This is a genomic window from Bradyrhizobium sp. LjRoot220, from assembly GCF_964252915.1.
Classification (GTDB): domain Bacteria; phylum Pseudomonadota; class Alphaproteobacteria; order Rhizobiales; family Xanthobacteraceae; genus Bradyrhizobium.
The window spans coordinates 236,931-249,374 of record NZ_CAXUPS020000005.1 but is presented as its reverse complement, the minus strand read 5'-3'; the positions used below and the strand labels follow the sequence as shown (position 1 = coordinate 249,374).

Here is a 12,444-nt window from a genome sequence, read left to right as displayed (position 1 = left end):
TGACTTACTTCGCGAGCCCGATGGTCTTCTCGTATGCACGCACGTCATCAAGTTCGGGATCTTCCGACTCGATGCAGGTCGGCTTCGGTAGCAATTTTCCGTCCTTGACGAGCGAGACCGGTCCCGCATGGTTGGCGTTGTGACGGGGCCCATCGCCGATGTACCAGGGCGAGCACAACATGTCGCTTTCGAAACGCTTCACATTGCGCAGAGCCGCCGTCACCGACTGCCGGTCGGTCTTTGCGGGATCCATCTTCAGCAGGGTTTCTGCCGTGACACGGGCAGCGAGATACCCGGCCTGAGAGAAGGTGTCGCGCGGGTCCGAGGCTTTGCCGTACTTGTCCATTACCGCCAGCCAGTTCTTCATATCCGGCGTCCCGGCGTCGGCAGCCTTCAACTCCATGTCGACCGTGACCTTGCCGTCCCAGTACTTGCCGATCGCGCGGGGAAAATCCAGATTGTAGAGCGACGCCGGGCCGGTGAAGTGCACCTTGTCCGCCAGCCGCTGCTCCTCTGCCGCCGCGAAGATCGGAACCGCCATGCCCTTGGGCGTACCCACGCTGATCACGTCGGGCTTGAACGTCATCGCCTCGAGGATGATGGATGTGGCATCCAGGGAGCCCGGATCGAAGGCGATGATCTTTCCGTCGCCGCCTTGCTTCTTGATCCACGCGACCGCTCCGGTGCAGGACCATTCGCCAACGTTTGGAATATTCGGGGCTATGCAGACCAGGCGCTTGATTTTTCCAGGGTAGGATTGCGCGACATCCATCACCGCCTTGGTATTGCTGACGCGCGGGCCGGCATTGGTCGGCGCGTAATTCTTCTGGAAGAAGCAATCGCGGGGCACGCCGACGCCGGCGATCACCATGATGCCTTCCTTTTCGTAAAGACCCTGATTTGCGCCGCAATCGACGAAGCTCATATTACCGACCAGGACGACTGCCTTCTGGTCCCGGATGAGTTTGGCTGCGACCTGCGAGGACTGTTCCGGATTCCAGGCGTCGTCCTCGAGCAGATATTTGATGGGGCGTCCGTTGACGCCGCCATTGGCGTTGAGGCACTTGAAGTAAGCTGCCGCGGCCAGGCCCGACGAACTGAAGTTATCGGGTCCCGTGATGCTGACGATGCCGCCGATGACAATCGGCTCGCCGGCGGCCGGCTTGCCGGTATTGGCGCCACACCGAGGATCGGCGGCATAGGCCGCGCCGGCCAGGCACGACACCAGCGTCCCAACGATGATGGCCAAGAACGCACTTCTAGATTTCATCAGTGTCCCTCCCCGTGACAAATCCGTGCCGCCCTTTTGGCGCGCAATCGTCGGGCTTGCCTCTTGACGGACTTCGCCCAACGAACGGACAATAGGCCTGCCCCGCGCGACCCGTCTTGGACTCCGACGCAGCCGCTGTAGGACGCAAACGCGCGATTGCGGAACCGACGAGACCAGCTATTGGAAAATCAGGGACGGAGTCTATGTCGTCACCTGGCGGGAGATCCTGATCGATCTGGCCGCGGTGTTCGTGTACGACATGGCGGCTTGCCGCAGCACCGGCTGCGCGTGGGGGACGCCCGGCGGTCTCACCGAACCGCGGCATATCCTGACGGGCGCGGTTTTCGAGAAGCTGCATGATGCCGGTTATCCTGCGGACATCGAGCTCGTCTGAGACGAAGCAGCGTGGCGCAATTTGCGCCAGCCGGGGCTTCGCTGATAGCATTCCGGCACTGCCACATTCTGCACGGCTGATCCATGAGACGCCGCGCCCTCTTCTCTCATTCCGGGACTGAACATGCGCAAACTTCTGGCGACTTTGGTCATCGCATCCTGGGCTACTGTAGCTCACGCACAGAAGGCCGATCTCATCGTCACGAACGCAAAAATCGTAACGCTCGATTCTGCATCGATGGTCGCGCAGGCTCTCGCTGTCCGCGAAGGCAGGATCGTTGCTGTCGGTGGCAACGATGCGGTGGAAGCCCTGGTCGGGTCGGCGACACGCCGCGTCGACGCCGGTGGCCGCACCGTCATTCCGGGGCTGATCGATTCCCATATTCACGCGGTGCGCGCCGGCCTTACCTACGCAACGGAGGTAAACTGGATCGGTGCACGGACCATCGGCGAAGCGATGGACCGCTTGCGCCAGGCGGCCAGGGCGCGTCCGGCATCCTGGATCATCGTGGCGGGTGGCTGGAGCGAGTTGCAATTTGCCGAGAAACGACGGCCAACCCTGGCCGAGGTGATGTCCGCCGTTCCTGACAGCGCGGCCTACATCCAACTCTTCTATTCGGCAGTGCTGATGACGCCGAAGGCACAGGAAACACTCGGGATCTCGGCGGAGCGCCTACCCGCCGGCATCATGGCCGAACGCACACCATCAGGCGACGCCACAGGCTGGTTCACCGGCACGATCATCAGCATCTCGGCACTCTTCGACCGCCTCCCGAGGCCGAGCTTTGAAGACAACATCGCCGGGACTCAACAGTTCTTTTCTGAGCTCAATCGTCTTGGAATTACCGGTGTCGTGGACCCCGGTGGTTTCAGCATCTATCCGAGCCACTACGCTGCATTGCAGAAGCTTTGGCGTGAAAAAGCGCTTTCGGTGCGGGTCGCCTTCAGCCTCTTCGCCCAGAACGTCGGCGCGGAATTCGAGGAGTACAAGAATCTCACGCAATTCCTGCCGATGGGATTTGGCGACGACATGTTGCGATTCAACGGAATCGGCGAGCGGATAACCGCAGGCATGTATAACAACAATGCTCCCGATGCCGCCGCAAAGGACAAGTTCCTTCAGATTGTTCGCTGGGCGGCGAAACAGGGGCTTTCCGTTACCATCCACTGGCCGGAAGATAAGTCTGTTCATCAACTCCTCGATCTCTACGAGGAGGTAAACAAGGAAACGCCGATCGCGCCGCTTCGCTGGTCCATCGCACACCTCGACAACGCCTCACCCGAAACTCTTGTGCGCATGAAGGCGCTTGGTCTCGGCTGGACCATGCAGGATGCCCTGTACCTGGGAGGCGATCGTATCGCGGCGCAAGCCGGCGAGGCTGCGCGACGTATGCCGCCAATCGTTACGGCGTTGCGCGCTGGCGTGCACGTCGGCGCCGGCACGGATGCGCATCGGGTTGCATCCTACAACCCGTTCGTCGCACTGCAATGGATGCTCGACGGCAAGACGGTCGGCGGGCTATCGACGCGCGGACCGGACGAAACGCCCAGTCGCGAAGATGCCTTGCGGCTGTATACGGTAGGCAGCGCGTGGTTCTGCTTCGATGAGATGCGGCGTGGGACACTGGAAAACGGCAAGCTCGCCGACTTCGCCATTCTCAATCAGGATTTCATGTCGATACCGATTGAGCAGATTGGCGCTACTGCGTCTCTGCTGACGGTCGTAGGCGGCAAGGTTGTCTACGCGACGGATGTTTTCTCAAACGTGAAATGAGAGCTGGATGCCTCCATGGAGGCGAGCGACCAGCGGATTGCGGTCGCTCTCCTCCGACGGGCTTGCACAGGGTGACGTGGATCAGATCGTGATCCCTACCCGTCTCAGCCCCACTTCATTTCGCCTTTGGCGACCTTGGAGCCGATGTCGAGGGCGACGCCCATCCCGAGATTGGGAAACCGCGCTTCCATCGCAGCTTTCAGCGCCGCGCTGTCCTTGGCCTTGGTCAATTCCTCTTCGAATGCGACCAGATAGGCCTTGGTATGCTGAACGCCTGAAAGATCGGTTGCAGCATCAGGCTTCATATGGCCGGCCACGACGACGGCCGGCTTGCGGGCGGCAATCCTGTCGAGGTTTGCGATCCAGGCAGCGCGAATATCCGCTGTCGGCGTGTCGGCGGTCCAGACGTGGACGCCGGAGAAGATCATGACACCGCCGAAAACAGCCTTGAGCGACGGCACCCAGAGATAGCGACGGTTGGCCAAGCCTTCCGCGGCGATGATTTCGATGGTCTCGCCGTCAACCGTCAGAGATGGACCGTCAAACGCCTCTGGCAGAACGACATCGGAGAGGGTCTGCGGGCCGTTCTCCTTGAGCTGCGGTCCCCATACGGCAAGCTTCTTCTCGACATTGCCTTTGATCGCCTCGAGCGTTGCCGCGGCGGCAATGACCTTCACACCCGGAAAGGCGTCGCGGACCGGCTTCAGGCTGAAGTAATAGTCCGGATCCGACTGGCTGATGTAGATCGCAGTGAGCTTCTTGCCGCTCGCCTTGATCGCGTCGGCCAACGCACGGCCATCCGGATAATTGAAGCCGCCGTCGACCAGGAGGGCTTCGGTCGGACCGGATAACAGCACCGGAGCGCGGAAGAATCCGTTGGGACCCGCCGGAAAATGCTTCCAGCTCAATTTGGATTCGGCGGCATGGCCGAACTCCGCTGAGGCAAAAACGGCTGTTGCGCCGGCCGCAAGGGTTGTCATTACGATATCTCTCCGGGTGTACATCTGGATCTCCATTTGGTTTTTGCGAAAACGATCGAACGGTGCCGGGAGGCAAGTGAAGTATCCCGGCGATCTCTACGTGAAAGCGGCGGAGCCCTGAGCGCTGCCGATCGGCGGGATCAGGCGGCCTGCAGCTGTGAAACGAGAAGGTCGAAGCGGCCAAACAGGAGGTTGCCGCGCAGCAGATGGCGTTCGGCGCCATCGCCCACGAGCAGTGCCGGAACGCCGGAAACGCCGAACCGCTGCATCTCGGAGCGTGCGGCCTCGAGCTGCCGGCGGTAGGCTTGCGTCAGTTCATCGTCCGGCGTTCGCACGCGTTCTGCCGCGGCAGGAGCTCCGATCGAGCGAAGGATGTCGCCGACCTCAGGCAGACTGCCAATGTCGCGTCCATCCACATAGCGCGCATGCTGAATCGCCTTGAGTGCTTCGAACTCCCTGGTGGGCTCCGTGACGCGCACGGCGACCAGGCCGAGGGTTGCCGGTGCCGAGTCGAACATGCCACCGGTCTTGCCCAGGACCTGGGTGCGGTAGATTTCGGAAAAGGGCTGGCCCGTGAGGCGCGCAATCCGTTCATCGTTCTGCCAGGCATAGGCCGCGAATTGCGCATCCATCGCGCGCGCGCCCTCGCCCGCGAACAGACCGGTCGGCACAAGCTCAAGCGCCACATCATCCCGCCGGGCGAGTTGTTCCAGCGCGGGGTGCGCGCCATAGCACCAGCCGCAGAGCGGATCGAATAGATAGGTCACACGCATGTTCAATCCCGCCGTCGATTTCGTTGACGGTGAGATAGGCGAATTCTATTCGTCGATAAATAGCATGTAATGCTACATACTGTGTGCTAATAACATACAATATGTTTCCGAGGGTGGGATATGGAATCGATCAATCTCAACCGCCTGGCGTACTTTGCGGCTGTCGTCGACGCAGCTTCCTTTACCCGCGCAGCGGACCGGCTCGGCATCACGAAGACCGTGGTCAGCCAGCAAGTCGCCAGGCTCGAGCAGGAACTCAAAACCGGCCTGCTGGTTCGTACCACCAGGCGTGTCGAGCCGACGGAAGCCGGCCGCTTGCTTCACGCACGATGTGTCATGATCTTGCGTGAAGCCGAAAACGCGTTCGCGGAATTGGCTCAGACGAATGCGGAGCCGATGGGCCTCCTGCGGATCGCTGCTCCAAACGATTATGGCTCATGCACGCTTGCGCGGCTGGCAGCGGCGTTTTCGCGAAAACATCCGGCCTGCCGGGTCGACTTGATACTGGCCGACAGCAAGATCGACCTCGTTGCGAACCAGATCGACCTGTCGATCCGCGTTGGCTGGCTCGACGATTCGAACCTGCAGACCAGGCGGATTGGGAGTTTTCGGCAATTGCTGGTGGCCGCACCGGGCGTCGTCAAGAGAGGCGCCGTGGTCCGGCCGGAAGACCTGGCAGCCCTGCCATTCGTTACCAACGGCGCGCTCAAGGAGCCGCTGCACTGGCACTTTACCAGGAACGATTTTGAGCGGCAGGCGGTTCGCATGAAGCAAACGCTGACCATCAATACAACTCCGGCGGTCCTCGCCGCGACCCTCGCCGGCGCAGGCCTCGCCGTGTTGCCCGATTTCCTGGTCATGGAAGACATCAAGGCCGGCCGGCTGATCCGCGTGCTGCCGCTATGGACGCTTCCGGCTGGCGGCATCCATGCCGTTTACCCGGCCGCGCGTTTCCGACCGCCCAAGGTCACCGCATTCGTGGCGATGCTGATGGAGGAGCACAAGCGCATGGAGCCGGCCAGGCTGAGGTAAGAGGGCAGCTTTCAGCCGTGCGAGACGTGAATTGAATGCTCGCTTTCGTGGTGATGGACCATTTGTGAACCGCTCACTACGCGATGGCGCGCAAAATCGTCGGCGCGTGTTGCGTCGGCGACGCAACACGAATTTTCGATCAAGAACGAAGTGAGGATCGACAAGAAGTTATTGATTTTATTGCATTAAGCGCAGCACCCGCGCTGGCGATCCCGGCATGACTCGAACATGCGACCTACGGTTTAGGAAACCGTCGCTCTATCCGGCTGAGCTACGGGACCGCGAACCCACTGAATCGGGCGGGTATCGGCGATTCCATACCAGAGCCGAAGCCTGATCGCCAGCCTGCGATTGCGCCGTGATTTGCCACGCGCAACCGCGGGAACCACTGGTGATTTGGTCCTGGAGCCCCGTTCCGATGAAATCGGAAACGGGACTCCGGATTCTTCTTTTGACGCGCTTTCCTGACGCGAACCGGACGCCGCTTCGCTGGAAAACGCTCTACACCGTCGAAATGCCGTCGATCGGGCTGACATCGCCGACGAACCGCAAAAGGTCGGCCATGGTGAAATCGCCCGGTGTCTTCGAGGGCAGCGTCGGTTTCCAGTTCTTGCCCTTGAGCCACAGATACGACTGGCGGTCGCCGTGCACGAGGCCGACGAAGACTTCGGCGATGATGGTGGCGCCGACCGGCCCGAGTTTTTCGCCGCCGCCGCGTTGCTCGGCCTCTTTCAGGATGTAGTACCAGAGCGGCGTATGCTCGTGCAGGCCGTGTTTCTTGGCCACCGCGCCGTCGGTGCCCTTGGCGATTTCGGCCGACGTCAGCGGATGCTTGATCCGCATCGCCCTGGCGACGTCCTGTCCCGACGGCAATCCAAGCAGCACGCCGCGTTTCAGATTGCGGAACGGCAGGCTGCCGCCGCCACCCGGTAGCGTATGCAGTTGCGGCACCACGAACGGATCGAGCCTGCGCGAGGGATTGAGCCTGACGTCCGCGGGATTGGTGGCCAGCACGTCGAAGTAGCGCCGCCAGTCGATGATCCAGTTGCTGGAAAGCAGTGGCAGCGGCAGCGGCGGCGTCGGCGGATTGGGCGCGAGATCGCCGATGATGCCGCCGGACAGGCCGGTGAACTGGAACAGCAGGTCGAGCGTAGCCGGGATACCGCCGCCGCCGGGCGTGAAGATGCGATTGTGGCTGTAGACCTCGCGCACCATGCTGTGGCCGAGCCGGTAGGCGGCCGCGGAGAACTCGACCGGCATGTAGGGTATCTTCTTGAAGCGATAGAAGCGGCGGCCCTGTTCGAGGATTTTCGCCACGATGCCCTTTTCGGTGATGCGCTCGACGAAATCGTGCAGCACCATCCACTGATAGTGCCAGGTCACGATCTGGCGTGCCTCCGCAAAAATCTCGCCGGCCGGCGTTCCCTTCGCCGCCAGCTGGTCGCACACCTTGTTGTGGAATTTCAGCATCGCCAGATGCGTCTGCGCGACCACGAGGTTTTCGTCGTTGCGATGATCGCCGATCAGCGCAAAGCCTTCGGGGCTGCGCGGCAGATCGTTGCGATGATCGCCGGTCACGTTGCCCAGCGGCACGTTGATCGTCTTGCCGATCAGCAGCTTTGGACCCGGGGTCTTGCCGTCGAGGTCGCCGGGATTGCGCGCGTAAAGCTGGCGGCTGCCGTCCGGACCGAGACCATAGACATTGTCGAGATCGAGCGCGGGGGTGCGGAAATTCTCCACCGCATTGGGATCGGCCGCCTTGTCGCCGAACGAGGTCAGATCGAGCGTGATATCGTGATCGACGAACTGGCCGAGATAGGTGAAGCCGGCCGGCACCTTGGTGTTGTTGCCGGCAGGGTCGCCGGGGTTCGGGTCCTTCATCGCGTCCGCGAGTTCGCGCAGCGGACCGTCATCGACGACCAGCGGATCGAGGGTCGGAAACATTCGACCGAACATGCCGGGATCGTCGTGCCCGGAGAGCGTGTCGAGAAACTGCCGGGTCGGATGTCGGCCAGCTTTGCCATGGCCGGGCTGGACATTCACTTCTGTTGCCATCACGTTTTCTCCAATCAGGAAAATGCTGCGAGGAGAGGGGCGCCAGTGATCAGTCTCAGTTCTCTAAAATGCGAATGGTATTTTCGCGCATCGCCCCTCTGGGTGAGAGGCTGAGTCTATAAACTCATAGATTGTCGCGGACTGTTGCGTGGTTCACACTTCGCCGCGAAGTTTGCGTCATAGCGCTCAGGCGATCTCGAACTGCTTGCGAATTTCCGCGTCGGTGTAGAAGCAGATGCCGCCGTCGAGATCGCGCACCAGCCATTCGCCGAGATAGACGATTTGCGCGCCGCTCTGCCGCTCGTGTCGAAGTTCGAGTTGGCCATCATCGTTGCGCTGAAGCGAACAATTCGACTGCACCCAGCTCGGCCATTCGTACAGCGGCTGCCCGGTGAACTGCCATGCGATCAGTGCCGTATTGCTGGGACGGGGCTTCAACGTGAGTGTGCTGGCCACAATGATCTCCGCAAGGGTGAATCCATAAGCGTGACGTTCCGCATTCCGACAACGCGCGGGAACCGGAAAGGTTGGCTCGGTTCCCGGAACTTTCGCCCCGAGTCGGCTCCTTGCCTATGCGTCTTTGGGATAGGTCCGGGATCATACGGGCAGCTGCCGCGGCAGGCGCCGCAGCAGATTTGGCCAAGCTGGCACCGATCGCAGCCGAAACGTTTGGGAGGATGGAGGAGTCGCTACGCCTTGATGTTGTTCTCGCGCACGACCTTGCCCCAAGTGCTGACCTGCTTGGCGAAGAACGTGCCGAAATCCTTGGCGTCAGCCAGCAGCAGCGTCATCTGCTGGGTTTCGCGCAGCTGCGCTGCGATCGCGGGCTCGCTCAAAATCTCGCGGACCGATTTGGCCATGCTCGCGATCACATCCGATGGCGTGCCCTTGGGCGCGAAAATGCCCCACCACGCCAGTGTCTCGAAATCGGGGAAGCCGGCTTCGATCGCCGTCTGGGTGTCCGGCAACGAGGCCATCCGCTCGCGCCCGAGCTGCAGGATGGGACGCAGCGTGTTGGTTCCGAGCTGCGCCGTGATCAGCGCTGCCGAACCAATGATGAGATCGACGTGGCCGCCGAGCACGTCATTCATGGCAGGGCCGCCGCCGCGGTAAGGCACATGGATGATTTCCGCGCCGGCCTGCTTGGCCAGCATGGTCATCGCCAGATGGCCGAGCGTGCCGATGCCGACGGATGCGTATTTGATCGAGCCGGGCTCCTTTTTCGATGCCGCAACGATATCGGCAAACGTCTTGAACGGACGGCTGGCGTTGGCCGCGAGCACATAGGGCGCGGTGCCGACCAGGAACACCGGCGTCAGATCCTGCTCGACGTCGACCTGCGGCTTTTCGAGAATGGCGGGAATCACCGCGTGCGAGTCGAACGTCACCAGAAACGACGTGCCGTCCGGCGGGCTTTTCGCGACCTGCGCCGCACCGAGCGAACCGGCGGCGCCCGACTTGTTCTCCACCAGCACGATCCGGCCAAGCTTGGTCTGCAAATGCGACTGCAGCAGGCGGGCCAGCGCGTCGGTGGAACCTCCCGGCGGGAATGGCACCACCAGCGTCATGTTCTTCGCCGATTGGGCCAGCGCCAGCGACGGCGCGAACGAGAATGCGGCTGACGCCGCCAGCATCGTACGTCTCGTGATCTTCTTCATTTCTCTCCCCCTGATTGTTGCTGCGTTGTGTTTCTTGTTCGCAGATCTATTGATTACCAAAGCCCGATCCGGGCTTCTTGTATTCCGGCCGCGGCGGACTGAAGACATCGAGCACGCGGGCGCCGTCCGGCCCGGCGCGCATGGTGTGCGGCACGTTGCCCGGCGTGCGCCAGAAATCGCCCTTCTTCACCGTGATTTCCTCATCACCCTGCACCCGCACGGCCGAGCCCTCGAGCAGCACGCCCCATTGTTCCTCGGGATGATGATGCAGGGTGCCTTGCGCATGCGGCGCCAGCGTCACCACCGACAGCATGGCCTGCTCGCCGGCAAAGATGCGCGTCGTGACGCCGGCCGCGAGATCGCGAAACAGGCCGTCGTGCGGGTCATCCAGATTGTGAAACTCGTCCCTCTGGCTCATCGTCACTCCCCATATGTTCGTTAGATCCCGATCATGATTTGCCGTAAGCGCCCTGGTAACGGCCTTCGCGGATCGCGATCAGCGTTTGCTCTTCCCGCGCCGTCTGGGCACGGACCGCCTCGAGCAAGGAGGGTGCGATCGCGGCCGGAAACGACACCACGCCGTCGTCGTCGCCGACCACGATATCGCCGGGCGATATCACCGAGCCGCCGATCGAGACCGGCACGTTGATTTCGCCCGGACCGCTCTTGTAAGGGCCGCGGTGAATAGCGGCGCGGGCAAAGCATGGAAAGTCGGACGCGGCGAACGCAGCGACGTCGCGGATCGCGCCGTCGATCACATAGCCCGCCGCGCCGCGATATTCGGCGATGGTCTTCATGATCTCGCCGACCAGCGCCCGGCTTTCGTCGCCGCCGCCATCGACCACGATCACGTCGCCGGGCCCGACCAGTTCGAGCGCCTTGTGGATTGCCAGATTATCGCCCGGCCGGGTGCGGACAGTGAAAGCCACGCCCACCAGCCTGCCGCTGCGATGGAACGGCCGCAGCCCCACCGCTCCGGGCAGCCGGGCGAGGTTGTCGCTGATGATGGAGGTCGACGCACTCCGAAACGCCTCGATCAAATCAGGCGTCGGCTTTGGCACGCTTTCCATGGCCATCGTAACGCTCATGCAAATGGTTCCCCGCTTGTATGCTTGTTCTTGTTCTCGGAACTCATTGATCTCGGCAAGTCGAACAGATCAAATACCATTTTGCACAAATTGACACGCCCAAATTCTACTTGGTTCGGCGCAGACCATCTCTTCGATGTTGTATTTACTCAGCAATTTTGACAGTGCCCGCCTGTGTTCCCTTGGTCACAGCAAAGACAAAGCGCGCAACCGCAGCATGAAATTAGAACGGTTCCGGGGTGACAAGGCCTGTCAAAATGGCGACAATCGGTTTAATCCGTGTCGATAATTCAGTTCGTGGAACCTGACCAGGGAAATGCTGTCCGTGATCGCGTCACGATCATCATTGTTTGCTGTTGCCGCCGTCGCCGGCCTTGTCGTGCTGAGCCCGGTGCGTGCGCATGCGCAGTGGTGGCGCGGCACGCCGGTCGATTTCGAATCTTGCGCTGACGTCGCCGAGAAGGCCAAGACCAAGGAAGACAGGACCGCAGCGCTTGCCGAATGCAACGCGAAGTTCGCCGGCCGCCGCAAGCCCGGTGGCGGCTACACCTATTACGACTTCATGCAGGACCGGACCTTCGATATCGCCGGACCGAACCCGACGCCGGAAGAGCAGAAGAAGATCGACCAGCAATATACCGCCTATCTCGAAAGCCAGCGCCGCAGCAGCATCGCCGAGGCCTTCACCGCCAAGCAACAACAACAGCAGCAGCAGGAATCGCAGCGGGTCGTGCAGCCGGTGGCGCTGCGAACCGAGGTCGAAAAAATCCCGGTGCCGGTACCAAGCCCGGTCAAGCAGGCCGCGCGCATCAAGGCCTCCAACTGCGCAAAAGATTCGTTCTCCTGCGAATGGCCTAGGTTGTCGCAAAGCATCGACGACTTGAAGAAGCTGTTTAACCCCGCGCCGAACAAGCCGAAGCGGAGCTGAGCCTCGCTGTCGTCCCGGCCTTGAGCTCAGATGCGCAATTGCGCATCGGGGGACCCATACGCTGCGGCCAGCGTTATTGGAAAAGGAAGACAACGACCAGCGTATTAAAACAATGACCGGTGGTGGTTATGGGTCCCGGCTCAAGGCCGGGACGACACCGTCATTTCCGGCATCGCATCGCAGACATCGCCCGCATCAACAGGATCAACTCGCAGGCGCCCGCCTGGTCCGGCGCGGCGGCTTCTTTACTGGCGCGACCGGTGCATGGGCCCGCGCCGCGGCTGCTCGCTGCTCCTGCAGCCGCGCCTCATACCCCGGCGACGGCGTCGCAACCGGCGGCACAGCATAGGCGGGAATCGCCGATACCGCGCCGAGAAAGGCAGCAATCGCCAGTGGCGCTGCGCGTGATGGTTTCATACCGCTTCTCCTGTCAATTGCTCTAACGCACGTCGGTGGCTTCATCCTTCGAGACGGCGCTTTGCGCCTCCTCAGG

The 12,444-nt window shown here is 61.7% G+C and carries 13 protein-coding genes and 1 tRNA gene; 4 read left to right on the top strand and 10 right to left on the bottom strand.

All coding sequences use genetic code 11. The features are described 5' to 3' along the window. Window positions 1-4 precede the first annotated feature (4 nt). Window positions 5-1,351, bottom strand: coding sequence for an ABC transporter substrate-binding protein (locus ACSQ84_RS22440; protein ID WP_436213885.1), 1,347 nt, complete (start codon window positions 1,349-1,351; stop codon window positions 5-7). A gap of 10 nt (window positions 1,352-1,361) precedes the next feature. On the opposite strand from ACSQ84_RS22440, the gene ACSQ84_RS22435 reads away from it, so the two are divergent. Next, window positions 1,362-1,664: a MoaF C-terminal domain-containing protein gene (locus tag ACSQ84_RS22435; RefSeq protein WP_436214088.1), complete on the top strand. Its 303-nt coding sequence runs from the start codon at window positions 1,362-1,364 to the stop codon at window positions 1,662-1,664. Window positions 1,665-1,787: 123 nt separating this feature from the next. After that, entirely contained in the window at window positions 1,788-3,437 is a 1,650-nt protein-coding gene (locus ACSQ84_RS22430) for an amidohydrolase (RefSeq protein ID WP_436213884.1), read from the top strand. Between the two features lie 104 nt (window positions 3,438-3,541). Here the strand turns inward: ACSQ84_RS22430 and ACSQ84_RS22425 are convergent, their stop codons facing one another. Both ACSQ84_RS22425 and ACSQ84_RS22420 read right to left on the bottom strand, forming a co-directional pair. Further along, on the bottom strand, window positions 3,542-4,441 hold the full coding sequence (locus ACSQ84_RS22425) for an MBL fold metallo-hydrolase (protein ID WP_436213883.1): 900 nt from the start codon (window positions 4,439-4,441) through the stop codon (window positions 3,542-3,544). A 116-nt stretch (window positions 4,442-4,557) separates the two neighbouring features. Further along, window positions 4,558-5,190, bottom strand: coding sequence for a DsbA family protein (locus ACSQ84_RS22420; protein WP_436213882.1), 633 nt, complete (start codon window positions 5,188-5,190; stop codon window positions 4,558-4,560). A gap of 120 nt (window positions 5,191-5,310) precedes the next feature. Here ACSQ84_RS22420 and ACSQ84_RS22415 point away from each other — a divergent pair, with 120 nt between their 5' ends. Continuing rightward, entirely contained in the window at window positions 5,311-6,222 is a 912-nt protein-coding gene (locus tag ACSQ84_RS22415) for a LysR family transcriptional regulator (protein WP_436213881.1), read from the top strand. Between the two features lie 204 nt (window positions 6,223-6,426). On the opposite strand, the gene ACSQ84_RS22410 is transcribed toward ACSQ84_RS22415, so the two are convergent. The 6 genes from ACSQ84_RS22410 to ACSQ84_RS22385 form a co-directional block, all read right to left on the bottom strand. Then, window positions 6,427-6,503, bottom strand: a tRNA-Arg gene (locus tag ACSQ84_RS22410). Between the two features lie 220 nt (window positions 6,504-6,723). After that, window positions 6,724-8,277 carry a peroxidase family protein gene (locus ACSQ84_RS22405; protein ID WP_436213880.1) on the bottom strand — a complete coding sequence of 518 codons (1,554 nt, stop codon included), beginning with the start codon at window positions 8,275-8,277 and terminating at the stop codon, window positions 6,724-6,726. A 186-nt stretch (window positions 8,278-8,463) separates the two neighbouring features. Further along, the gene (locus ACSQ84_RS22400) at window positions 8,464-8,733 is read right to left on the bottom strand and encodes a hypothetical protein (protein WP_436213879.1); all 270 of its coding nucleotides are present in this window, start codon (window positions 8,731-8,733) and stop codon (window positions 8,464-8,466) included. Window positions 8,734-8,966: 233 nt separating this feature from the next. Continuing rightward, a complete protein-coding gene (locus ACSQ84_RS22395; RefSeq protein WP_436213878.1) occupies window positions 8,967-9,935 on the bottom strand; it encodes a tripartite tricarboxylate transporter substrate binding protein in 969 nt (322 codons plus the stop codon). Between the two features lie 46 nt (window positions 9,936-9,981). Beyond that, entirely contained in the window at window positions 9,982-10,353 is a 372-nt protein-coding gene (locus tag ACSQ84_RS22390) for a cupin domain-containing protein (RefSeq protein WP_436213877.1), read from the bottom strand. Between the two features lie 31 nt (window positions 10,354-10,384). Next, entirely contained in the window at window positions 10,385-11,023 is a 639-nt protein-coding gene (locus ACSQ84_RS22385; protein ID WP_436213876.1) for an RraA family protein, read from the bottom strand. Between the two features lie 316 nt (window positions 11,024-11,339). On the opposite strand from ACSQ84_RS22385, the gene ACSQ84_RS22380 reads away from it, so the two are divergent. Further along, window positions 11,340-11,951, top strand: coding sequence for a hypothetical protein (locus ACSQ84_RS22380; protein WP_436213875.1), 612 nt, complete (start codon window positions 11,340-11,342; stop codon window positions 11,949-11,951). A 204-nt stretch (window positions 11,952-12,155) separates the two neighbouring features. Here ACSQ84_RS22380 and ACSQ84_RS22375 read toward each other — a convergent pair whose 3' ends face one another. Next, a complete protein-coding gene (locus ACSQ84_RS22375; RefSeq protein ID WP_436213874.1) occupies window positions 12,156-12,368 on the bottom strand; it encodes a hypothetical protein in 213 nt (70 codons plus the stop codon). Window positions 12,369-12,444: the final 76 nt, after the last annotated feature.

Excerpts from the sequence above, each read along its gene's own strand:
- ACSQ84_RS22375 (WP_436213874.1), bottom strand. The coding sequence starts at position 12,368 with ATGAAACCATCACGCGCAGCGCCACTGGCGATTGCTGCCTTTCTCGGC.
- ACSQ84_RS22405 (WP_436213880.1), bottom strand. The coding sequence starts at position 8,277 with ATGGCAACAGAAGTGAATGTCCAGCCCGGCCATGGCAAAGCTGGCCGA.
- ACSQ84_RS22395 (WP_436213878.1), bottom strand. The coding sequence starts at position 9,935 with ATGAAGAAGATCACGAGACGTACGATGCTGGCGGCGTCAGCCGCATTC.
- ACSQ84_RS22380 (WP_436213875.1), top strand. The coding sequence starts at position 11,340 with ATGCTGTCCGTGATCGCGTCACGATCATCATTGTTTGCTGTTGCCGCC.
- ACSQ84_RS22390 (WP_436213877.1), bottom strand. The coding sequence starts at position 10,353 with ATGAGCCAGAGGGACGAGTTTCACAATCTGGATGACCCGCACGACGGC.
- ACSQ84_RS22420 (WP_436213882.1), bottom strand. The coding sequence starts at position 5,190 with ATGCGTGTGACCTATCTATTCGATCCGCTCTGCGGCTGGTGCTATGGC.
- ACSQ84_RS22430 (WP_436213884.1), top strand. The coding sequence starts at position 1,788 with ATGCGCAAACTTCTGGCGACTTTGGTCATCGCATCCTGGGCTACTGTA.
- ACSQ84_RS22385 (WP_436213876.1), bottom strand. The coding sequence starts at position 11,023 with ATGAGCGTTACGATGGCCATGGAAAGCGTGCCAAAGCCGACGCCTGAT.
- ACSQ84_RS22415 (WP_436213881.1), top strand. The coding sequence starts at position 5,311 with ATGGAATCGATCAATCTCAACCGCCTGGCGTACTTTGCGGCTGTCGTC.
- ACSQ84_RS22425 (WP_436213883.1), bottom strand. The coding sequence starts at position 4,441 with ATGTACACCCGGAGAGATATCGTAATGACAACCCTTGCGGCCGGCGCA.